Below are 20,428 nucleotides of genomic sequence, written 5' to 3'. Positions count from 1 at the left end.
GGGCTCGCGAAGCGAGAACCCGGAATGACGTCCAAGCAATCACCCCGAGATCCTTGCGTCGGCAACCGCCTTCTTGAACAGCGCGTTCATGGCGTCCGAGATGCCCTGCGTCGGGCTGACCTCAAAATACAGGCCCGGCGAAGCGCAGCTCTCCATGTTCTGTGCGATCTGGCTGTTCGGCGACGGGCCATAGGGGCCGGCATTGAACGGGTCGATCCATTTCATGTACCAGGAGTTGGTCGGCAGCGCGAGATAGGTCGTGTACAACACCGCGATCTTGACGCCGCGATCCTTGATCGTCTTGCAAAGCGCAGGGTTGAGCGGCGACTGGCAGCGCGTGCTGCCCGAGAGCGGTTTTAGGCATCCGGTGTTACTCTCGTCGGCGACGCCGTCAGACACAAAGAACAGATATTTGAGCGGACTGGACGACGTTCCGCTTCCGGGTGAACTGATCTCGTTGTTCATTGCAGGAAATATCGCGGTGAACGCAGTGTCCTGGTCGTTGTTCTCGTTCTGGCCGTTCACCGACATCAGATCGATGTTGCTCGCCGCCGACTTGGCGCTGGACAGAGAAGCGGACAGCGCGAACAGGCTGCGCAGGCCGAGCGTGCTGGCGGAGGCGCCGAAATCGTAGATCGCCATTCTGAACTGGTTTGAATAGGTTTCGGTCGCGCTCGCCGTGTCCATCAACGACGCCGTCGCGGTCCGAAGCACGTCGATCCGGGTGGTCACGCCAAGCTTCTTGGCAAGGTCGTAGTAATTGTTCTTGTCCTTGAGATCGTGGCAGGCGAAAGCGCACTTGTCCGAGGTGTTGTTGACCATGGTCTGCACATCGGACGGCGTTGCACCGACTCCCATCGACGGAGAATTGTCCAGCAGGAGGTAGAAGTCGATATAGAGCGGCATGCTGGCCGTCGCCTTCGACGTGCCGCTCAAGGTCAGCGCGGACTTGCCGATCACGCCGAGAAACATGGTGTTCATAGTTGCGGTGAACGAGACCGTCGCGGTGACGGTCGAGCCGGACTTGACCACGGTCGGCGTGAGGCCGGTCAGCGTGTAGCCGGTCAGATTGGCGCGATTGGCATTGAAGATGTTCTGGGCATCCGTGACGCCGACCGAAATCGAGCCGTCTCCAGTCATGGTGCCGGCGGCCTTGAAGGCCGGAGAGGCCTTGGCGATCGAGCCGACGCTGGCGGCATCTGCGGCAGCCTGAAGCTTGGACCGGGTCAGCGTCGCGCGCGAATAATCGATGGCGCAGCCGACCGCGCTGATCAGGGGAACACAGGCGAGAGCGAAAATCACCGCGATATTGCCGCGCCGATCGTGGACGAACCTGCGGAAGAGAACCGAAAGCGCAGCGCGCATGGGTTGGCCTGGAATGGTTTATGGAGTTCCCACTCTAGGAACTGCGGATTAAATATGACTTATGGAGACCTTGGAAACTTGGACCGCGTCGAGGTTAACAAACCGTTGCGGACGATCATCAGCGAGCGACGACACGCATGGCCGATCTCAAACTGACACTGGTGGTGGCCTGCGCGCTCGTCGACGCCGACAAACGCGTCCTGATCGCGCAGCGCCCCGAAGGCAAGGCGCTGGCGGGCCTTTGGGAATTCCCCGGCGGCAAGCTCGAGCCGGGCGAGCGGCCGGAGCAGAGCCTGATCCGCGAGCTGCATGAGGAGCTCGGCATCGAAGTCGCCGAGCCGTGCCTCGCGCCGTTGACCTTCGCCAGCTACGCTTATGAGACCTTCCATCTCCTGATGCCGCTCTACATCTGCCGGCGTTGGGAGGGAATGGTCACCGCACGCGAAGGCCAGAACCTTGCCTGGGTCCGCGCCAACAAGCTGCGCGACTACCCGATGCCGCCGGCGGATATTCCGCTGATCCCGCATCTGATCGATTTGCTGATGTGATTGCACTGTGCCCCGGACGCAGCGCGAAACGCTGCAGAGTCGGGCCCAGGCCGCAGACTGGGTCCGGCTCTGCGCAGCAGCGTAAGAACGCTGCAGCGCGTCCGGGACATACGTCACTCCTTCCCGGCCTTCTTCACCGCCTCCGCCAGGCTCGCTTTCGCCGAGCCCGGCTTGAGCGGCTGCTGCTGGCTCGCATGAGGCGCCCAGCCCGAGAGCCAGACGATGTCGAACGTCGCGCGGATGCGGCCATCAGCGTCGGCAAAGCGCTCGGCGTAAATTTCGGCCATCCGCAGCAGCGTCGCGCGCCTGCTAGGTGTGCGGCGCCGCTCGATCAACACATTGGCCGCGCCCATGCGGCGGAGATCCTGCATCAAGGCGAACGCATTGCCGTAGCGCACCACGAGACGATCGACGTCGGTCACGGGCAAGGCAAACCCGGCGCGCTGCAGCAGCGCGCCGATATCGCGGAGGTCCGCAAACGGTGCGACACGCGGCGACACGCCGCCCTCGCATTCGGCTTCAGCCGCGGCAAAGGCCTGCCGCAGCTCGGTGAGGCTGTCGCCGCCGATCATCGCGGCGAGCAGCAGGCCATCCGGCTTCAGCGCCCGCCGGATCTGCGCCAGCACGCCCGGTAGATCGTTGACGAATTGCAGCGCCAGCGCCGAGACGACGAGGTCGAGGCTCTCCGGCGCGAAGGGAAGCTTCTCCGCACCTGCCGCGTCGAGCGCGACGTGTTCGATGGAGGGAAGCCGCGTGCGCAGCGCCGCCAACCCCATGCCGGGCGTCCAGAGATCGACGGGGGTGTGAAACTCCCGCATCACTGCCGCCAACCGGTCGGACATGTCCTCATCAGCGCGGTCGAGCAGGAAGCTCGCCGCACCTTGCGCCTGCGCACGCCGCTGCCGCGCGTGCAGCAAGGCGCGATCGAACAAAGCGGGCGGGGTTTGAGGGTGTTGGGCCATGCCGCTGGTTACGCCGATCTCCACGGTTCTGGCAATCCGCCGCGTGCAGCGTTAGCCTCTCCTCATGGAAGCCAACACCGCCCCTTCCCGTTCCATCGCCGCACCGCTGCGGGCCGCGTGGACTGCCGGCCGCAACGTGCTGGCGCGGGCGGCGCGGCTGGCGCTCGACATCGCGCTGCCGACACAGTGCGTATCCTGCCACGAGCCGGTCGACGGCGAGGGCGTTTGCGCCTCGTGCTGGGCCCGGCTGTCGTTCATCGAACGGCCCTATTGCCCGCGGCTCGGCATTCCCTTCGTCTATGACCCCGGCCCCGACATGCTGTCGATGGAGGCGATCGCGAGCCCGCCGGCCTATCAGCGGGCCCGCGCGGCGGTGCGCTATGACGACGTCGCGCGCGCGCTGGTGCATGCGCTGAAGTACCAGGACCGCACCGATCTGGCGCCTGCCATGGGCCGCTGGATGGCGCGAGCGGGTCGCGAGTTGCTGACCGGCGCCGACATGCTGGTGCCCGTGCCCCTGCATTGGCGGCGGGCCTGGCGGCGCCGCTACAACCAGTCCGGAGCGCTCGCCCGTGTGATCGAGCGGCAGGGCGGGGTCAAGGTAGGAGGCGACGTGCTGCGGCGGGTGCGTGCCACCGAGCAGCAGATCGGCCTGTCGCGGGCCCAGCGCGCCACCAATGTGCAGGGCGCATTCCAGGTATCTCCCGACCGGCAGGCCGAGGTCCAGGGCCGCCGCGTTGTCCTGATCGACGATGTCCTGACGTCGGGGGCGACGCTCGATGCCTGCGCGCGAGCCCTGCTGCGCGCCAAGGCGGCCCAGGTCGACGTGCTGGTCTTTGCCCGGGTTGTCGAGAGCGGCCCCCGTCCCATATAATTCAACGAATTCATGACATGAGAGCGCCCGACGAAATGACTGCTGCTGTCGAGATCTACACCCGGCCGGGCTGCGGCTATTGTTCCGCCGCCAAGTCGCTGCTGACCCGCAAGAAGGCGACCTTCACCGAATTCGACGTCGCCAAGAACCCGTCCTGGCGCCAGGAAATGTACGGCCGCGCCGGCCAAGGTTCGACCTTCCCGCAGATCTGGATCGGCGGCACCCATGTCGGCGGCTGCGACGACCTCTATGCGCTCGATCGCGAAGGCAAGCTCGATGGCATGCTCGAGAGCGTGAAGGCTACGTCATGAGCGAGAACCGCACGTTCACGGCCGCCATGGTGCAGATGCGCACCGGCCTGATGCCCGGGCCGAGCCTCGAGCAGGCCACGAAGCTGATCCGGCAGGCTGCGGCCAATGGCGCCGATTACGTGCAGACGCCCGAAGTCAGCAACATGATGCAGCTGAACCGCAAGGCGCTGTTCGAACATCTCCAGAGCGAAGAGGACGACACCTCGCTAAGGGCCTACCGGGCGCTCGCGGCGGAGCTGAAAATTCACCTCCATGTCGGCTCGCTGGCGCTCCGCTTTTCGCCGGAGAAGGCGGTCAACCGCTCCTTCCTGATCGGGCCCGAGGGCAACGTGCTCGCGAGCTACGACAAGATCCACATGTTCGACATCGAGCTGCCGGACGGCGAGAGCTATCGCGAATCCGCCAATTACCAGCCGGGCGAGACCGCGGTGATCTCGGATCTGCCCTGGGGCCGCGTCGGCTTGACGATCTGCTACGACGTGCGCTTCCCTGCGCTGTACCGCGCGCTGGCCGAAAGCGGCGCCTATTTTATCACCGTGCCGTCGGCCTTCACCCGCAAGACCGGCGAAGCGCATTGGCACGTGCTGCTGCGTGCCCGCGCGATCGAGACCGGCTGCTTCATCTTTGCCGCGGCGCAGGCAGGCCTGCACGAGAACAAGCGCGAGACCTATGGTCACTCCCTGATCATCGACCCCTGGGGCGAGATCCTCGCCGAGGGCGACGTCGAGCCCGGCATCATCATGGCCAAGATCGATCCGGCCAAGGTCGAGACCGCGCGCCGGGCGATTCCCTCGCTCCAGCACGGCCGCCGCTTCGGCGTCTCCGATCCCAAGGCGGGGCCGGACCATTTGCACCTCGTGCGGGGATCGGCATGATCCGCTACGCGCTACGCTGCGACCGCGACCACGACTTCGAGAGCTGGTTCCAGAGTTCGTCGGCCTATGATTCGCAGGTGAGGCGGAAGCTCGTGACCTGCCCGATCTGCGGCTCCGCCAAGGTCGACAAGGCCATCATGGCGCCGCGCATCGTCGGCAAGAAGGGGCGCGGGCGCGCCACGCCGCCGCCGGAGCCCGTGGCTGCGACCACGCCAGAGGCCGCGCCGTCAGGGCCGACCTCGCTGCTGATGGCGCAGGAGCGCGAGCTGCGCACGAAATTGAAGGAATTGCGCGACCACATCGTCAAGAACGCCGACAATGTCGGCGAGCGCTTTGCAAACGAAGCCCGCGCCATGCATTACGGCGACAAGGAGCACCGCCCGATCTACGGCGAGGCCTCGCCCGAAGAGGCGAAGTCGCTGATCGAGGAAGGCATCGAGGTGTTGCCGCTGCCGACCCTGCCGGAAGACCGGAACTAGGCCCCCACCAGCACCGCCACGCCGATCACGATCAGCGCGATGCCAAGAATCTCGCGCGGCGCGACCGGCTGCTTGAACGAGTAGTAGGCCACGGCTTGCGCGAACAGCACCTCGACCAAAGCGAGCGTGCGCACATTGGCGGCCGCCGTCAGCGCGAACGCCAGGAACCAGAATTGCGAGGCGAAGGCGCCCGTGAAGCCCGCCAGCATCGAGGGCTTCCACAGGCCGAGGATCGCCTGCAGCACTTTTGGAGCGCGCCAGAGCAGATAAATCGTCAGCACCAGCGTCTGCACGAACAGGCCGAGCACCAGCGTGATCGACGCCGCGGTCACGAAGGAGACATTCGGAACATTGATGATGGCGCCGCGAAAGCCGACTGCGGAGAGCGCGAAGGCCGCCGCGGCAACGAGGCCGGTGATGGTCGGCTTCAGCTCGGCAAAGCTCTTCTCGCCGCCGGGACGGAGCGCGGTGATGACGACGCCGATGGTGGCGATCACGATTGCCAGTACCTTCAGCCAGGTCAGGTGATCGCCGAGGAAGACGAAGCCGAAGATCGCGGTCTGGATCGCCTCGGTCTTCAGGTAGGCCGTCGTCACGACGAAGGAACGGTCGTTCATCGCGAGCAGCATCAGGCCGGTGGCGACGATCTGGCTGAGCGCGCCCAATAGCAGCCACGGCCAGAACACGGTCGGCGGCGCGCTCAGATGATCGCCGGTCGCGAGCAGCACCAACCCCAAGAACAGCAGCGAGAACGGAAAGCCGAACAGGAAGCGGATATTGGTCGCGCCCCAGGTCCCCAGCGGCTTGGTCAACGACCGCTGCATCGCATTGCGCGCGACCTGCCCGAGCGCGGCAATGATGGTGAAGGGAATCCAGAGGCTGGCGATGGTGAACATGGGATGGCGGGCGCGAGGAAGAGACAGTCAACCTGCCGCCTGCGCTCAAGCAGGTCAATCACGCCCACGTCATAGGAGCGATGCTCGCGCCGACCGATGGCCTCACACCATCGCTTCCGCGACCACCATGTAGTTCACGTCCATGTCGGACGACAGAGACCATTTGTCGGCGAAGGGCGAGTAGACGACGCCGGTCTGCTCGGTGATGACGAGACGGTTGTCGAGCAGGTATTTCGTCAGTTCGTCGGGCGTGACGAACTTGTTCCACTCATGCGTGCCACGCGGCAGCCAGCGCAGCACGTATTCGGCGCCGACGATGGCGAGCGCAAAACTCTTCCAGTTGCGGTTCAGCGTCGAGACCACCATCAGGCCGTTCGGCTTCAGCATCGCGGCGCAGCGCTTCAGGAAGACGCCGACGTCGGTGACGTGCTCGACCACTTCCATCGCCAGCACGATGTCGAAGCGCTCGCGCGGGTCGATCTCCTCGACCGTGGTGCAGCGATAGTCGATCGCCAGATGGCTCTTGTCGGCATGCAGCTTCGCCGCCGCGATGTTGCTCACGGAGGGATCGATGCCGATGACCTGCGCTCCGAGGCGCGACAGCGGCTCGCAGAGCAGGCCGGCGCCGCAGCCGATGTCGAGCACGCGCAGGCCGGCCAGGCAGTTCAGGCTTCGTACATTACGCTCGAACTTGCGGCAGGCGGCGTCGCGGATATAGCCGAGCCGCAGCGGGTTGATCCGGTGCAGCGGCGCCATCTTGCCCTTCGGGTCCCACCACTCCGCCGAGAGCTTTGAGAATTTCGCGATCTCGGCGGCGTCGACGGTCGAGCCCGGCTGGGTGGAGAGGGAAGTATTTTGCTGCATGCTCATGGTTGGGCGCGGTCCTACCGCGTGGTGATCGAACTACGGAAGGCGAGCGGCGAGGCGATGGTCTTGATCGTCTCGATCCCCTCGCCGACGCCGCGAATCGTCACGTCGCCGTAGTTGAGAATACGTCCAAGAATAGTCTGGTCGACGTCGACGCTCTCGACCTTGTCCAGCGCCATCTCGAAGGTTCGGCGCTTGATGAAGCCGGTCTTGTGCACGACCCTGAGATTGGTGACGTCGGTCTCGGTGGTGAAGCGATGGAACCAGCCCTTCACGGTCCAATACAGGCCCGCCAGCGCCGCGAGAGCTGCGGCGGCGAGGCAAAGCAGAACGAGCCAGTCGACGGTCGCCTGTCGCGACAGGATGAGCAGGGCCAGCGCCGCGATCCAGGCCACGATGGCCGGAAAGTAGAAGATCCAGTGCGCATTGGTCGAATACAGCACCCGCTCGCCGGGCTGCAGGATCTCGTCGATGTAACGCGCCATGACCTCGGTTAACCCACTACCCCCGCCCCGGCCCCCGCAGGAACCCGCTTGCCCCCGGCCCCGCCGCTCTGTATACGCGCGGTCGGTGTCCGCGAGGCACCCGTCCAGTGCGGGCCACCATACTGATCCTTATGAAGGAATGCACGCGTCGTCATGAGCCGCCTCGTGATGAAATTCGGCGGCACGTCCGTCGCCAACATCGAACGTATCCGCAACGTCGCACGCCATGTGAAGCGTGAGGTCGATGCCGGCCACGAAGTGGCCGTGGTCGTCTCGGCGATGGCCGGCAAGACCAACGAGCTGGTCGCCTGGTGCACCGAGGCCTCGCCGATGCACGACGCGCGCGAATATGACGCCGTGGTCGCCTCGGGCGAACAGGTGACGTCCGGTCTTCTTGCCATCGTGCTCCAGGGCATGGGCATCCAGGCCCGCTCCTGGCAGGGCTGGCAGATCCCGATCAAGACCAGCGACGCCCATGCCTCGGCCCGGATCGAGGACATCGACGGCGGCGAGATCATCAAGCGCTTCAGGGAGCGCAAGGAGGTCGCGGTCATCGCCGGCTTCCAAGGCATCAATCCCGAGACGGGTCGCATCACCACGCTCGGCCGCGGCGGCTCCGACACCTCGGCCGTGGCGATCGCCGCCGCCGTCAAGGCCGACCGTTGCGACATCTACACCGATGTCGACGGCGTCTACACCACCGACCCGCGAATCGTGCCGAAGGCCAAGAGGCTCGACAAGATCGCGTTCGAGGACATGCTGGAACTGGCCTCGCAGGGCGCCAAAGTGCTCCAGGTCCGCTCGGTGGAACTCGGCATGGTCCACAACATGCCGATCTTCGTCCGTTCGAGCTTCGACAAGCCCGAGGATATCGACCCGCATGCCAACCAGCCGCCCGGCACCCTGATCTGCGGCGAGGAGGAGATCATGGAAAACCACATCGTCACCGGCATCGCCTTCTCCAAGGACGAGGCTCAGATCTCGGTGCGCCAGATCGAGGACAAGCCCGGCGTTGCGGCCTCGATTTTCGGCCCGCTGGCTGATGCCAACATCAACGTCGACATGATCGTGCAGAATGTTTCCGAGGACGGCAAGACCACCGACCTCACCTTCACCGTGCCGGCCGCGGACTTCACCCGTGCCAAGGACACGATTACCGCCGCCAAGGCCAAGATCGGCTATGCGCGGCTCGATACCGCCACCGACGTCGCCAAGATCTCGGTAATCGGCAGCGGCATGCGCAGCCATGCCGGCGTCGCCGCCCAGGCGTTCTCGGCGCTCGCCCGACGGAACATCAACATCCGGGCCATTACAACCTCCGAGATCAAATTCTCGGTTTTGATCGATACCGCCTATACCGAGCTTGCGGTGCGCACCCTGCACACGCTCTACGGCCTCGACCAAGCCTAAAGCGCGACCCTCGTCGCGCTTCAGATTGCCGTTTGAGCATGGTCTTTCCGGAATACCCCTTCGCACTTTTCCGGACCATGCTTAGGCTAATTTTCTCTTAGCGGTCGCAGCAAACGCGAAGGTATACAACACCTTCGCGTTTGGCAGGCGTTTTGCTTGGCAAAACAAGCCTCAATTCGCTATACGGCGGACAGGGTGGGCTGCCGCAGACTGTGTCCCAGTTCAGGCGGCGCTGATTCGGTACGAGCGCTAAATCTCCCGTGGATTTTGGGCTTGTGCCTGCGCCGGACAAACAATTTGATTGTTTTTCTGGAATTTTGGTCCAGCCGCCGGCCGATACCGCCGGGCCCGGCAGACGGAGGAGATTGACGGTTCATGCGGAGCGCGTCGGGAGGTCCCCGCGTCTTGTTGAGACGGCTCCGCGAGACCATGGCGGAGCAGGTCTCGGCCCAGGAGCGGCTGGACAAGATCGTGGTGCTGATCGCCGCCAACATGGTGGCCGAGGTGTGCTCGGTCTACGTGCTGCGCATCGACAACACGCTCGAGCTCTACGCCACCGAAGGTCTCAACCGCGAGGCGGTGCACCACACCGTGCTCAGCGCCCATGAGGGCCTGGTCGGCCTCGTCGCCAGCGAGGCGACGCCGCTCAATTTGAGCGATGCGCAGAGCCACCCGGCCTTCTCGTTCCGGCCCGAGACCGGCGAAGAAATCTATCACTCCTTCCTCGGCGTGCCGATCCTGCGCGCCGGCAACACGCTCGGCGTGCTGGTGGTGCAGAACCGCGCCAAGCGCAATTACGTCGAGGAGGAGCTCGAGGCGCTCCAGACCACTGCGATGGTGCTGGCCGAGCTGATCGCCTCGGGCGAATTGTCCGCGCTGGCCCAGCCGGGCCAGGAACCGGCGGCGCGCCATTCGGCGCAGAAAGTCGGCGCCATCCTGTCGGAGGGCATTGCGCTCGGCCATGTCGTGCTGCACGAGCCGCGCGTCGTCATCAAGGACTACATCGCCGAGGACCTGCCGAAGGAAATCAAGCGGCTCGACACCGCGCTCGCCAAGCTGCGTGCCGATCTCGACCGCATGCTGGAGCGCGGCGACGTCGCCGAAGGCGGCGAGCATCGCGAGGTGCTGGAAGCCTACCGCATGTTCGCCAACGACCAGGGCTGGTCGCACAAGCTGCACGAGGCGGTCGCGACCGGCCTGACCGCGGAAGCGGCGGTCGAGCGCGTGCAGTCGGACACCCGCGCGCGCATGCTGCGCTCGACCGACCCGTATTTGCGCGACCGACTGCACGACCTGGAAGACCTGGGCTACCGCCTGATGCGGCAGCTGGTCGGCCAGGATCACGCACCCTCGCGCGAACAATTGCCCGACAACGCCATCGTCATCGCCCGCGCGATGGGTCCGGCGGCGCTGCTGGACTACGACCGCAAGCGCCTCCGCGGGATCGTGCTGGAGGAAGGCACCGCCAATTCGCACGTTTCGATCGTGGCGCGGGCGCTGGGTATCCCTGCGGTCGGCGAGGTGCCGAACGCGCCCGGCATCGCCGATCCCGGCGATGCCATCATTGTCGACGGCACCTCGGGCTCGATCTATGTGCGCCCGTCGCAGGAGATCGAGGCGGCCTTCGCCGAGCGCGTGCGCTTCCGCGCCCGCCGCCAGGCGCAATACCTCGCGCTGCGCGACCTGCCCTGCGTCACCCGGGACGGCCAGAAGGTCGAGCTGATGATCAACGCAGGTCTTGCCATCGACCTGCCGCATATCGAGGACACCGGGAGCGCCGGCATCGGCCTGTTCCGCACCGAGCTGCAATTCATGGTGGGCCAGAGCCTGCCGCGCACCAGCGACCAGCTCGCGCTCTATCGCACCGTGCTCGATGCCGCCGGACCTAAGCCCGTGACCTTCCGCACGCTCGACATCGGCGGCGACAAGGCGCTGCCCTATATGGAAGCGGTGATCGAGGAAAATCCCGCGCTCGGCTGGCGCGCGATCCGGCTCGGGCTCGATCGTCCCGGCTTGTTGCGCGGCCAGATCCGCGCGCTGCTGCGCGCCGGCGGCGGCCGCGCGCTGCGCATCATGTTCCCGATGATCTCGGAGGTCGCCGAATTCGACTCGGCCAAGGCGCTGGTCGAGCGCGAGTTGACATATCTGCGCCAGCACGGCCACACGCTGCCTGAACGAATCGACATCGGCACCATGGTCGAGGTGCCCGCGCTGCTCTACCAGCTCGACGAGCTCCTGAAGAAAGTCGACTTCATCTCGGTCGGCTCCAACGACCTGTTCCAGTTCCTGTTCGCGGTCGACCGCGGCAATGCCAAGGTCTCCGAGCGCTTCGACACCATGTCGGCACCGATCCTGCGCGCGCTGCGCGACATCGCACGCCAAGCCCACGCTGCGCAGAAATCGCTCTCGCTCTGCGGCGAGATGGCGTCGAAGCCGATCGGCGCGCTGGCGCTCATTGCGCTGGGCTACCGCTCGCTCTCGCTCTCGGCGACCGCGCTCGGCCCGGTCAAGGCGATGGTGCTCGACCTCGACGCCAAGAAGGCCGAAGCGATGCTGGGCCCTCTGCTGGATGCACCCGCGGGCAGCGTCTCGATCCGGCAGAAGCTGACGGAATTTGCCGAGGCCGAGGGCCTTGCGTTGTAGCGGGCCTGTCGCCCGCTTCCCGCCGCCCTCGCCTCCTTCCGCCCTTTGAGACTGAACCGATGTCGTCACTTCCCGAAGCCAAACTGGACGTCCTGCTCGCGCATCACGCCTCGCTCGAGGCCGAATCGCTCGGCCAGCTCGCCTCCGAGCGTTACGTGCAGATCACGCGCGAGCTCGCCGAGCTCACACCGCTGATCGAGGCGGTGAAGGCCTATCGCGCCGCCGTCAAGGAGCTCGCCGACACCGAGGCGCTGATCGCCGATCCCACAACCGATGCCGAGATGCGCGGCATGGCGGAAGCCGAACGCGACGAGCTGGCGCCGAAAATCGAGGAACTGGTCCAGAAGATCCGCGTCGCGCTCCTGCCCAAGGACGCCATGGACGATCGCAACGTCATGCTGGAAATCCGCGCCGGCACCGGCGGCGACGAGGCTTCGCTGTTCGCCGGCGACCTGTTCCGGATGTACGAGCGCTTCGCCGGCTTGCAGGGCTGGAAGGTCGAGGTGATCTCGGCCAGCGAAGGCACCGTCGGCGGCTACAAGGAAATCATCGCCGAGATCCAGGGCCGCGGTGCGTTCTCGAAGCTGAAATTCGAATCCGGCGCGCACCGCGTACAGCGCGTGCCCGACACCGAGACGCAGGGACGCATCCACACCTCGGCGGCGACGGTCGCCGTGCTGCCCGAGGTCGAGGACGTCGACGTCGATATCAAGAACGACGACCTGCGCATCGAGACCATGCGCGCAGGGGGCGCCGGCGGCCAGCACGTCAACAAGACCGAATCGGCGATCCGCATCACCCACATCCCGACCGGCATCGTGGTGATGATGCAGGACAGCCGCTCGCAGCACAAGAATCGCGCTTCCGCCATGAACATCCTGCGCTCGCGCATCTATGACGCCGAGCGGCAACGCGTCGAGGCGGCGCGCTCGGCCGAACGCAAGGAGAAGGTCGGCTCCGGCGACCGCTCCGAGCGCATCCGCACCTACAATTTTCCGCAAGGGCGCGTCACCGATCATCGCATCAACCTCACGCTCTACAAGCTGCCCCAGGTGATCGCGGGTGAAGCGCTCGGCGAATTGATCGACGCACTGACGACGGAGCACCAGGCCGCACAGCTCGCTGCGCAAGGCGCGGCGGTCTGAGGCGTGAGCAACCCCTTCACCGGACAATCCATCGAGAGCGCGCGGCGCGCGCTGGCTGCGCAACTGAGATCGGCAGGGCTCGACGAAGCCGAGCTCGACGCACGCATCCTGATCAGTGCGGCACTCGGTCTCGACCTCACCGGCCTGATCGCGCAGGCGGCTCGTCCCCTCACTGCGGCCGAAGCGTCGCGGCTCGCGCAACATGCACAGCGCCGCATCGCCGGCGAGCCGGTGGCGCGCATTCTCGGGACGCGCGAATTCTGGGGCCTGCCGTTCCGCCTGTCGGAAGCAACCCTGGTCCCGCGCCCCGATACCGAGACCGTGGTCGAGCTTGCGCTCGAAATTCTTCGCGAACGACAAGCATCTCACCCGCCGCGCATCGCCGACATCGGCACCGGCTCCGGCGCGATCCTGCTGGCGCTGCTGCACGAAATCCCGGATGCGTTCGGCGTCGGCACCGATCTCAGCCAGAACGCGCTCATAACCGCCAGGAACAATGCTGCCGCGCTCGGCCTCGCCGCCCGCGCCGCCTTCATCGCCTGCTCCTACGCAGCGGCGCTCCGTGGCCCGTTCGACCTCATCGTCTCGAACCCGCCCTATATTCCCTCGGCTGAAATTCCGAAATTGAGTGTCGAGGTGCGCGAGCACGACCCGCATTTGGCGCTCGACGGCGGCAACGACGGATATGATGCCTACCGCACCCTGATCCCGCAGGCGAGCGAGCGCCTCGCCCCCGGCGGCGCCCTGGTCGTCGAGGCCGGACAGGGCCAGGCCCAAAATATTGAAACCTTGATGAGGGCCGCCGCGTTGTCATTGGACAGGCCACCCAAGCCAGACCTGGCGGGCATTCCGCGGGCCGTTTCGGCCCGAAAAATGCCCCCATAAAAGCCGGATTGGCCCGCAAAAAGCTCTTGGAATATCCCGTGGGAACGACTACGTTCCGGTCAACACATCGGTGCCGGCCCCGTAGACCTACGGGTGAAAGCCGGGCTCTCGGGCGAGAGCTTTACTGATTTACAGGTTCCAAGCCGCAGGTCCTGTTGAGCGCGATTGGCCAGTGAGCTGCGCTGCTCTCCGACCGCAACGTGAACGAAAGCCTGATATTGCGCCTGAAGACTAACGCAAGAAAGCTGGGCTTGTTTCGGCAGGCGAAATGAATGGGTTCGCTGGCGATGAATGCTGGCGGGTGGGGAACGCGTCTTTGTTGAACGCGATGGTCGACGAACATCGGCAGGGTTGGATCCGCTGGCGTGCGGTGCGCGCGAGTCGTGTGAACCGCTGTCACCAGGTCACTCCTAGCAATCAGTAATGCGTGCAACCTTTAGGGCTGGAATTAAAGGCAGGACATGAGAAACGGTCAAAACAAGCAGCGGATGCGCAACCGCAACAACAATAACAACAACAACCGGCGCGGCCAGAACCCGATGACCCGGGTCTACGAGTCCAATGGACCCGACATCAAGATTCGCGGCACCGCTTCGCACATCGCCGAAAAGTATCTCCAGCTTGCGCGTGACGCGCGCTCCTCCGGCGATCCCGTTGCAGCCGAGAACTACTACCAGCACGCCGAGCATTATTTCCGCCTGATCGCGGCGGCCCAGGAGCAGTTCCGTCAGAATCAGCAGCCGCGCGGCGATGAGCCCGTCGCCAGCAGCGAGGACGGCGACGACGACGGCGAGAATTTCTCGGCCTTCGGCCAGGAGCCCGGCTTCGTCCCGCAGCCTCAGCAGCAGCCGTTCATGCGCGACCGCGACGGCCAGCGCGATCATCACCAGCGTGAGCACAATCAGCCCTATCAGCGTGACAATCAGCAGCCGCGCGAGCACCGCGAACGCGATCACCGTCCGCAGCCGCAGTATCAGCCGCAGCCGCAACCCGCCAACCAGCCGCAGCCCCTCATCGCCGATGCCGGCGGCGTCGATCGTCTGCCCTCCTTCATCACCGGCGCGCAGCCACAGGTGAACGGCGGTCAGGGCGGCTTCGAGGGTGGCGGTGGCGGCGAGCGCTATCCGCGCCGGCGGCGCCGGCCGCATGGCCCGCGCCCGGAGCGTGAGGCCGCTCCAGTCGCTTCCAGCGACGAAGTCGCCTCGGGCGAGTAAGCTTTTCTGACTTTCCGACTTGAATCGTCCCGGCCTCGCCGGGACGATTTGTTTTTGAGGATGTCGATCGGCTGAATCGGCGAGAACCGCAGGCACGGATCACTTCTCCCGTAGGGAGAGGTGAAGCTAGCTGCGCGTCACCGTCGTCGAGGACGGCACCAGCACGGGCTTGGCGAGCGAGGGAATCAGCCGCGTCCGCTCGCGCTTGGCGGGGATCGCGCGGTAGACCTGCTTGGTCGCCTCTACGATGTGGACGCCGGCAAAGGGCAGCGACAGCGCGGCGCCGGCGCGCTCCCACATCTGCGCCGATTTCAGCACCCAGCCGCCGGCGTAGGGCGGCATGAACAGCGCCTCGCCCCAGGCGGTCGGCGTGAACCAGGTCTGGCGGAACAGCTCGGTGATCTGCGAGCGCGAATAGGGCCGGCCGTGACCGAACGGCGTGCTGTCGGTGCGGGTCCACACCCCGCGCCGGTTCGGAATCACCGCGATGACGCGCCCGGACGGCGACAGCACGCGCCACACCTCGCGCAGCAGCGCGGCCGGATCGTCCGACATCTCCACCGCGTGCACCAGGAGAATGCGGTCGACCGCCGCCTCGGGGAGCGGCAGCGAGAATTCGTCCACCAGCGAGGCCAGCGCTGGCCGTCCCGTCGGCCATTTCAGGACACCCTGGGCCGCCGGCATGAAGGCCAGGCAGCGCTCGGCGTCCTCGCGGAACAACCCCAGATAGGGTGTGGGATAGCCGATGCCGAGCACGCGCTGGCCCTCGGCGTTGGGCCAGCGCTGCCTGATGCCGCGATTGATCATTTGCCGCGCCACGATGCCGAGGCGGCGGGAATAGAACTCGCGGAGGTCGACGACGTCGATGGTCATGACAGCAATGTAACATGCGCGAGGGCGCCGCTGCGCGCGGAATATTGCATTGCCTGCGCAACGTTAACGCCATATTTGTCGGACGGGGCTGAGCGCGATGGAGATGACATGGCCGCCGAAATTCGTACTTTCACCTGTTTAAACGACAATTTCGGTTATCTGATCCACGATGTGGAAACCAAAGCGACGGCCTCGATCGACGCGCCGGAGGCCGGCCCGATCCTCAAGGCCCTGGAGCGCGAGGGCTGGCAGCTCACCGACATCCTGATCACCCATCATCATGGCGATCATGTCGGCGGGGTCGCCGAGCTCAAGCAGAAATACAATTGCCGCGTCGTCGCGCCGCACGACAAGACCACGAAGATCGCAAATGTCGACTTGCGCGTCGCCAATGCCGACGTGGTCAAGATCGGCAATCTGCTGGCGCGTGTCGTCGAGACGCCCGGCCATACGCTCGATCACATCTCCTACGTGTTCGACAACGAGAAGACGGTGTTCGCGGCCGACACGCTGTTCTCGATCGGCTGCGGACGCGTGTTCGAGGGCACCTATCCGATGATGTGGGATTCGCTGCTGAAGCTGCGCGCCCTGCCCGACGACTTCAAGCTCTATTGCGGCCACGAATACACGGCCTCCAACGTCAAGTTCGCGCTCACCATCGAGCCCGACAACGCGGCGCTGCAGGCGCGCGCTGCGGAGGTGACGAAGCTCCGCGCCGAGAACAAGCCGACCATTCCTTCCCTGCTCGGTGAGGAGAAGCGCGCCAACGTCTTCCTGCGCGCCGACGAACCGGCGGTCGCGGCCAAGCTGCACATGAAGGGCGCGGATCCCGCTGCGGTGTTCGGCGAGCTGCGCGAGCGCAAGAACAAGTCCTGAAGCACACATCCCGACGAGGATCGATGCCGACTGCAGCCGAGATCATCGCACGCCTCGAGCTCCGCCCGCATCCCGAAGGCGGACATTATCGCGAGACGTTTCGCGACCAGAGCACGGACGCCAACGGGCGTTCGCGCTCGACTCTGATCTACTTCCTGCTCGCGCGCGGCGAGCGTTCGCACTGGCATCGCGTCGATGCAGTGGAGACGTGGCACTATTACGCCGGCAGCCCCTTGACGCTGCGCATTGCCCATGACGGCTGCTCGCAGCACGAGGTGCGGCTCGGCACCGACCTGATCGGCGGTGAGCGGCCGCAGGCGATCGTGCCTGCGCTGGCCTGGCAGATGGCGGAAACCACGGGCGAGTGGACGCTGGTCGGCTGCACCGTGGCGCCCGCTTTCGAGTTCGCGGGCTTCGAGCTCGCGCCGCCCAGCTGGGAGCCGTAGCTTCACTCCAATCAGCGCTTCCGCAGCACCATGTCCTTGGCCGCGATCAGGCCGCCCCCGGCAATGAGGATCGCAGCAAGGGCGATGTTGGCGCTGGCCTTGGCGAAGCCGGCAGCGATGAGGAATCCCGTCGAGAGCAGCGGCGTCGCATAGGAGGCCGCGCCGAGCACGCGGATGTCGCCGCGCTTCATGCCGATGTCCCAAGCGTAGAAGGCGGCACCGACCGGGCCGATGCCGAGCGCGATGACCGAGAGCCATTGCAAGCCCGTCTCCGGCCAGACCGTAGTTTCAAGCAGACCATGCATCAAGGCGGCGAGCACTGATGTGGCAAGACAGAAGCCTGCGACCGCGTCGGTCGGCACCGCTTTCAACCGGCGCGACAGCACCGAATAGGTCGCCCAGACGAACGCCGCGATGAAGGCTGCGATCAATCCCGGCACGGCCCCCGGGGCGAAGCCGGAGGTGTTGCCGGCGAACAGCAGCACCGTGCCGACGAGGCCGAGCACGGCGCCGATGATGTGGTGCGCCGCCAGCCGCTCGCCCGGCAGGAACGACGAGAACAGCACGATCAACAGCGGCCACAGGTAATTCAAGAGGCCGGCTTCCGCCGGAGGGGCGAAGCGCAGCGCGAGGAAATACAGCGCGTGATAGCCGAACAGGCCACCGACGCCGACGACCCAGACGACGAGCGGCTGCTTAAGGCTTTTCGCCGCCTCGCTCCGCCCGATCCAGGTCAGCAGACCGACGAGCCCCCCGATCGCAAACGTCATCGCAGCGAGCTGAAACGCCGGGATCTTTCCGGTCGCCACCGTCATCACTGACAGCAGCGACCACATCAGGATCGCGGTCAAGCCGATCAGCGTGGCGGTGCGGGGAGTCATTGCAGAAGGCCTCGTCGGTCCGGGATGGCTCGAAGTGCCGAACCCGGAACCTCGAGATTCTCAGGTGCGCAATTGCGCACCATAGTTCGCCGCTATCGCGGCGCCCCGGAATGACAGGACGTTATGCCCGGGACAAGCCCGGGCATGACGGTGTGGACAATATCAGCCTGCGTGATGCGATCGCATCACACCATGTACTGGCCGCCGTTGACCGACAGCGTCGAGCCGGTGATGGCACCGGCTTCATCCGCGGCGAGGAACACGACGGCGCGCGCGATCTCTTCGGGCTCACCGAGACGGCCGATCGGAATCAGCGGCAGGATCGCCTTCTCCAGCACGTCCTTCGGCACCGCCTGCACCATCTCGGTGTTGATGTAGCCGGGGCAGATCGCGTTCACGGTAACGCCGCCCTTGGCGTTCTCCAGCGCCAGGGCCTTGGTGAACCCGATCTCGCCGGCTTTCGCTGCGGAATAATTGACCTGACCGAACTGCCCCTTCTGGCCGTTGATCGAGGAAATGTTGATGATGCGGCCGAACTTGCGCCCGCGCATGCCTTCGATCACCTGGCGCGACATGTTGAACAGCGAGCCGAGATTGGTGCCGATCACGGCGTTCCATTGCTCGAGGCTCATCTTGTGGAAGGCACCGTCCCTGGTGATGCCGGCATTGTTGACCAGCACGTCGACCGGGCCGACCTCGGCCTCGACCTTCTTCACGCCTTCGGCGCAGGCGTCGAAATTGCTGACGTCCCATTTGTAGACGGCGATGCCGGTCTCGGCCTTGAACTTCTCCGCCGCCGCATCGTTGCCGGCATAGCTTGCCGCGACCTTGTAGCCGGCCGCCTTCAGCGCCTTGCTGATCGCAGCTCCGATGCCCCGCGTACCACCCGTCACCAGTGCAACACGTGCCATGTCGTATTCCTTCCCTCTTCCTTGGACTCTTCGGACTTTTCTGACGTGATCGTTTTTAGCTAGGGATTATGCGGTTGGTTTGACGGACATCAAGAACAAAACGCCCGGCATCGAGCCGGGCGTTTCTCTTTAGTCGAGGCTTATCGGGTTGCGAAGAATATTTGATTTGCAACCGCCGCCTTTTTAGTCGCGTGCAACGCACGCGCTGACGTGTGCGGCGCACGCGTCAGCTGCGTGTAAGATCAGTCGCGCGCCACACACATGGCGATACCCATGCCGCCGCCGATGCACAGCGTGGCGAGGCCCTTCTTCGAATCGCGCTTCTGCATTTCGTGCAGCAGCGTCACCAGCACGCGTGCGCCGGATGCGCCGACCGGATGACCGATCGCGATCGCACCGCCGTTGACGTTGACCTTGGAGGTGTCCCAGCCGAGGTCCTTGTTGACAGCGCAGGCCTGTGCCGCGAAGGCTTCATTGGCTTCGATCAAATCGAGATCGCCGACGCTCCAGCCGGCCTTCTTCAGCGCGGCGCGCGAGGCCGGGATCGGGCCCGAGCCCATGATCTTCGGATCGACGCCGGCCTGCGCCCAGGACACGATCCGCGCGAGCGGCTTCTTGCCTTCCTTGGCGGCCTGCTTGGCGGTCATCAGCACCACGGCGGCGGAGCCGTCGTTGATGCCCGAGGCCGAGCCCGCGGTCACGGTGCCGTCCTTCTCGAAGGCGGGCTTGAGCTTGGCCATCGCGTCGATCGTTGCGCCATGGCGCGGATATTCGTCGGCGCTGACGACGACGTCACCCTTGCGGGTCTTGATGGTGACGGGAACGATCTCGTCGTTGAACTTGCCGGCCTTCTGCGCGGCCTCGGCCTTCTGCTGCGAGGCGACCGCGAACTCGTCCTGCTGGGCGCGGGTGATCTGCCATTGCCGCGCGACGTTCTCGGCGGTGTTGCCCATGTGGTAGCCGTTGAAGGCATCCCACAGGCCGTCCTTGATCATGGTGTCGACCAGCTCGAGGCCGCCCATCTTGACGCCGCCGCGCAGATGCTGGGCGTGCGGGGCCATGCTCATGGATTCCTGTCCACCGGCGACCACGATCTCGGAATCGCCGTTGAGCAGCGCCTGGTAGCCGAGCGCAACCGTGCGCAGGCCCGAGCCGCAAAGCTGGTTGACGCCCCAGGCCGGGCTCTCCACCGGAATGCCGGCGGCGATCGACGCCTGGCGGGCCGGGTTCTGACCCTGGGCGGCGGTCAGGATCTGACCCATGATGACTTCGGAGACCCGGCCGGGCTCGATGCCGGCGCGCTCCAGCGCGGCCTTGATGGCAATGGCGCCGAGGTCATGGGCGGGAAGGGTCGCGAACGCTCCGTTGAAGCTTCCGACCGGGGTGCGGGCGGCGCTGACGATGACGACATCGTCTGACATGGGCATCTCCTGGGGCTTGAGGTTCTTGTGATGGGGGCAGGCGGGGCTGGAAAGCGATCGC

Annotated in this window: 21 protein-coding genes; 12 read left to right on the top strand and 9 right to left on the bottom strand. The window is 65.5% G+C overall.

Annotated elements, in window-relative coordinates:
• Window positions 1-39 precede the first annotated feature (39 nt).
• Window positions 40-1,365: a TadE/TadG family type IV pilus assembly protein gene (locus tag XI05_RS00865; protein WP_271497969.1), complete on the bottom strand. Its 1,326-nt coding sequence runs from the start codon at window positions 1,363-1,365 to the stop codon at window positions 40-42.
• 137 nt (window positions 1,366-1,502) lie between these two features.
• Between XI05_RS00865 and XI05_RS00860 the strand changes: the two genes are divergently transcribed.
• Window positions 1,503-1,913, top strand: a complete 411-nt coding sequence (locus XI05_RS00860; RefSeq protein WP_271497966.1) for a (deoxy)nucleoside triphosphate pyrophosphohydrolase — start codon at window positions 1,503-1,505, stop codon at window positions 1,911-1,913.
• 113 nt (window positions 1,914-2,026) lie between these two features.
• Here the strand turns inward: XI05_RS00860 and XI05_RS00855 are convergent, their stop codons facing one another.
• Complete coding sequence (locus XI05_RS00855; protein WP_271498043.1) at window positions 2,027-2,875, bottom strand: methyltransferase domain-containing protein; 849 nt, start codon at window positions 2,873-2,875, stop codon at window positions 2,027-2,029.
• A gap of 64 nt (window positions 2,876-2,939) precedes the next feature.
• Between XI05_RS00855 and XI05_RS00850 the strand changes: the two genes are divergently transcribed.
• Genes XI05_RS00850 through XI05_RS00835 form a run of 4 tightly spaced genes read left to right on the top strand, consistent with a single transcriptional unit; the run spans window position 2,940 to window position 5,414 of the window.
• A complete protein-coding gene (locus XI05_RS00850; protein ID WP_271497963.1) occupies window positions 2,940-3,749 on the top strand; it encodes a ComF family protein in 810 nt (269 codons plus the stop codon).
• 35 nt (window positions 3,750-3,784) lie between these two features.
• Entirely contained in the window at window positions 3,785-4,060 is a 276-nt protein-coding gene (grxC, locus tag XI05_RS00845) for a glutaredoxin 3 (RefSeq protein WP_172786523.1), read from the top strand.
• A complete protein-coding gene (locus XI05_RS00840) occupies window positions 4,057-4,935 on the top strand; it encodes a carbon-nitrogen hydrolase family protein (protein WP_172786522.1) in 879 nt (292 codons plus the stop codon). Before grxC ends, XI05_RS00840 begins: the two co-directional genes overlap by 4 nt.
• Entirely contained in the window at window positions 4,932-5,414 is a 483-nt protein-coding gene (locus XI05_RS00835) for a DUF1178 family protein (protein ID WP_271497960.1), read from the top strand. Before XI05_RS00840 ends, XI05_RS00835 begins: the two co-directional genes overlap by 4 nt.
• On the opposite strand, the gene XI05_RS00830 is transcribed toward XI05_RS00835, so the two are convergent.
• The 3 genes from XI05_RS00830 to XI05_RS00820 form a co-directional block, all read right to left on the bottom strand.
• The gene (locus XI05_RS00830; RefSeq protein ID WP_271497957.1) at window positions 5,411-6,310 is read right to left on the bottom strand and encodes an EamA family transporter; all 900 of its coding nucleotides are present in this window, start codon (window positions 6,308-6,310) and stop codon (window positions 5,411-5,413) included. The genes XI05_RS00835 and XI05_RS00830 overlap by 4 nt on opposite strands.
• Window positions 6,311-6,412: 102 nt before the next feature.
• Window positions 6,413-7,180 carry a bifunctional 2-polyprenyl-6-hydroxyphenol methylase/3-demethylubiquinol 3-O-methyltransferase UbiG gene (ubiG, locus tag XI05_RS00825; RefSeq protein ID WP_212258934.1) on the bottom strand — a complete coding sequence of 256 codons (768 nt, stop codon included), beginning with the start codon at window positions 7,178-7,180 and terminating at the stop codon, window positions 6,413-6,415.
• A 14-nt stretch (window positions 7,181-7,194) separates the two neighbouring features.
• Window positions 7,195-7,662: a PH domain-containing protein gene (locus XI05_RS00820; RefSeq protein WP_212258935.1), complete on the bottom strand. Its 468-nt coding sequence runs from the start codon at window positions 7,660-7,662 to the stop codon at window positions 7,195-7,197.
• Window positions 7,663-7,815: 153 nt separating this feature from the next.
• On the opposite strand from XI05_RS00820, the gene XI05_RS00815 reads away from it, so the two are divergent.
• From XI05_RS00815 to XI05_RS00795, 5 genes are all read left to right on the top strand, one after another.
• Window positions 7,816-9,072, top strand: a complete 1,257-nt coding sequence (locus tag XI05_RS00815) for an aspartate kinase (protein ID WP_271497954.1) — start codon at window positions 7,816-7,818, stop codon at window positions 9,070-9,072.
• A gap of 375 nt (window positions 9,073-9,447) precedes the next feature.
• Window positions 9,448-11,715: a phosphoenolpyruvate--protein phosphotransferase gene (gene ptsP, locus XI05_RS00810; protein WP_271497951.1), complete on the top strand. Its 2,268-nt coding sequence runs from the start codon at window positions 9,448-9,450 to the stop codon at window positions 11,713-11,715.
• A gap of 59 nt (window positions 11,716-11,774) precedes the next feature.
• Complete coding sequence (prfA, locus tag XI05_RS00805) at window positions 11,775-12,860, top strand: peptide chain release factor 1 (RefSeq protein WP_271497948.1); 1,086 nt, start codon at window positions 11,775-11,777, stop codon at window positions 12,858-12,860.
• A 3-nt stretch (window positions 12,861-12,863) separates the two neighbouring features.
• Window positions 12,864-13,745 carry a peptide chain release factor N(5)-glutamine methyltransferase gene (gene prmC / locus XI05_RS00800; protein WP_271497945.1) on the top strand — a complete coding sequence of 294 codons (882 nt, stop codon included), beginning with the start codon at window positions 12,864-12,866 and terminating at the stop codon, window positions 13,743-13,745.
• 461 nt (window positions 13,746-14,206) lie between these two features.
• Entirely contained in the window at window positions 14,207-14,959 is a 753-nt protein-coding gene (locus XI05_RS00795; RefSeq protein WP_271497943.1) for a DUF4167 domain-containing protein, read from the top strand.
• Between the two features lie 126 nt (window positions 14,960-15,085).
• On the opposite strand, the gene XI05_RS00790 is transcribed toward XI05_RS00795, so the two are convergent.
• Window positions 15,086-15,832, bottom strand: a complete 747-nt coding sequence (locus tag XI05_RS00790; RefSeq protein WP_271497941.1) for a methyltransferase domain-containing protein — start codon at window positions 15,830-15,832, stop codon at window positions 15,086-15,088.
• 108 nt (window positions 15,833-15,940) lie between these two features.
• Here XI05_RS00790 and gloB point away from each other — a divergent pair, with 108 nt between their 5' ends.
• Window positions 15,941-16,708: a hydroxyacylglutathione hydrolase gene (gene gloB / locus XI05_RS00785; RefSeq protein ID WP_271497939.1), complete on the top strand. Its 768-nt coding sequence runs from the start codon at window positions 15,941-15,943 to the stop codon at window positions 16,706-16,708.
• Between the two features lie 23 nt (window positions 16,709-16,731).
• Window positions 16,732-17,154, top strand: a complete 423-nt coding sequence (locus tag XI05_RS00780; protein ID WP_172788308.1) for a cupin domain-containing protein — start codon at window positions 16,732-16,734, stop codon at window positions 17,152-17,154.
• 11 nt (window positions 17,155-17,165) lie between these two features.
• Here the strand turns inward: XI05_RS00780 and yddG are convergent, their stop codons facing one another.
• The 3 genes from yddG to XI05_RS00765 form a co-directional block, all read right to left on the bottom strand.
• Entirely contained in the window at window positions 17,166-18,035 is an 870-nt protein-coding gene (yddG, locus tag XI05_RS00775) for an aromatic amino acid exporter YddG (protein ID WP_271497937.1), read from the bottom strand.
• Between the two features lie 185 nt (window positions 18,036-18,220).
• Window positions 18,221-18,946, bottom strand: coding sequence for an acetoacetyl-CoA reductase (gene phbB / locus XI05_RS00770; protein WP_271497935.1), 726 nt, complete (start codon window positions 18,944-18,946; stop codon window positions 18,221-18,223).
• A 242-nt stretch (window positions 18,947-19,188) separates the two neighbouring features.
• Window positions 19,189-20,367, bottom strand: coding sequence for an acetyl-CoA C-acetyltransferase (locus XI05_RS00765; RefSeq protein WP_271497934.1), 1,179 nt, complete (start codon window positions 20,365-20,367; stop codon window positions 19,189-19,191).
• Window positions 20,368-20,428 lie beyond the last annotated feature (61 nt).

Origin of the sequence: Bradyrhizobium sp. CCBAU 11357 (assembly GCF_028128865.1) — a bacterium.
In the GTDB taxonomy this organism is placed as follows: domain Bacteria; phylum Pseudomonadota; class Alphaproteobacteria; order Rhizobiales; family Xanthobacteraceae; genus Bradyrhizobium.
This window is presented reverse-complemented; position numbering and strand designations above follow the sequence as displayed.

Bases quoted from the DNA above. Each gene is read 5' to 3' on its own strand.
- XI05_RS00815 (WP_271497954.1), top strand. From the start codon at position 7,816: ATGAGCCGCCTCGTGATGAAATTCGGCGGCACGTCCGTCGCCAACATC.
- XI05_RS00835 (WP_271497960.1), top strand. From the start codon at position 4,932: ATGATCCGCTACGCGCTACGCTGCGACCGCGACCACGACTTCGAGAGC.
- XI05_RS00795 (WP_271497943.1), top strand. From the start codon at position 14,207: ATGAGAAACGGTCAAAACAAGCAGCGGATGCGCAACCGCAACAACAAT.
- XI05_RS00860 (WP_271497966.1), top strand. From the start codon at position 1,503: ATGGCCGATCTCAAACTGACACTGGTGGTGGCCTGCGCGCTCGTCGAC.
- XI05_RS00830 (WP_271497957.1), bottom strand. From the start codon at position 6,310: ATGTTCACCATCGCCAGCCTCTGGATTCCCTTCACCATCATTGCCGCG.
- XI05_RS00865 (WP_271497969.1), bottom strand. From the start codon at position 1,365: ATGCGCGCTGCGCTTTCGGTTCTCTTCCGCAGGTTCGTCCACGATCGG.
- grxC (WP_172786523.1), top strand. From the start codon at position 3,785: ATGACTGCTGCTGTCGAGATCTACACCCGGCCGGGCTGCGGCTATTGT.
- XI05_RS00840 (WP_172786522.1), top strand. From the start codon at position 4,057: ATGAGCGAGAACCGCACGTTCACGGCCGCCATGGTGCAGATGCGCACC.
- XI05_RS00790 (WP_271497941.1), bottom strand. From the start codon at position 15,832: ATGACCATCGACGTCGTCGACCTCCGCGAGTTCTATTCCCGCCGCCTC.
- XI05_RS00780 (WP_172788308.1), top strand. From the start codon at position 16,732: ATGCCGACTGCAGCCGAGATCATCGCACGCCTCGAGCTCCGCCCGCAT.
- phbB (WP_271497935.1), bottom strand. From the start codon at position 18,946: ATGGCACGTGTTGCACTGGTGACGGGTGGTACGCGGGGCATCGGAGCT.
- ptsP (WP_271497951.1), top strand. From the start codon at position 9,448: ATGCGGAGCGCGTCGGGAGGTCCCCGCGTCTTGTTGAGACGGCTCCGC.
- XI05_RS00820 (WP_212258935.1), bottom strand. From the start codon at position 7,662: ATGGCGCGTTACATCGACGAGATCCTGCAGCCCGGCGAGCGGGTGCTG.
- gloB (WP_271497939.1), top strand. From the start codon at position 15,941: ATGGCCGCCGAAATTCGTACTTTCACCTGTTTAAACGACAATTTCGGT.
- XI05_RS00765 (WP_271497934.1), bottom strand. From the start codon at position 20,367: ATGTCAGACGATGTCGTCATCGTCAGCGCCGCCCGCACCCCGGTCGGA.
- ubiG (WP_212258934.1), bottom strand. From the start codon at position 7,180: ATGAGCATGCAGCAAAATACTTCCCTCTCCACCCAGCCGGGCTCGACC.
- XI05_RS00855 (WP_271498043.1), bottom strand. From the start codon at position 2,875: ATGGCCCAACACCCTCAAACCCCGCCCGCTTTGTTCGATCGCGCCTTG.
- prfA (WP_271497948.1), top strand. From the start codon at position 11,775: ATGTCGTCACTTCCCGAAGCCAAACTGGACGTCCTGCTCGCGCATCAC.
- XI05_RS00850 (WP_271497963.1), top strand. From the start codon at position 2,940: ATGGAAGCCAACACCGCCCCTTCCCGTTCCATCGCCGCACCGCTGCGG.
- yddG (WP_271497937.1), bottom strand. From the start codon at position 18,035: ATGACTCCCCGCACCGCCACGCTGATCGGCTTGACCGCGATCCTGATG.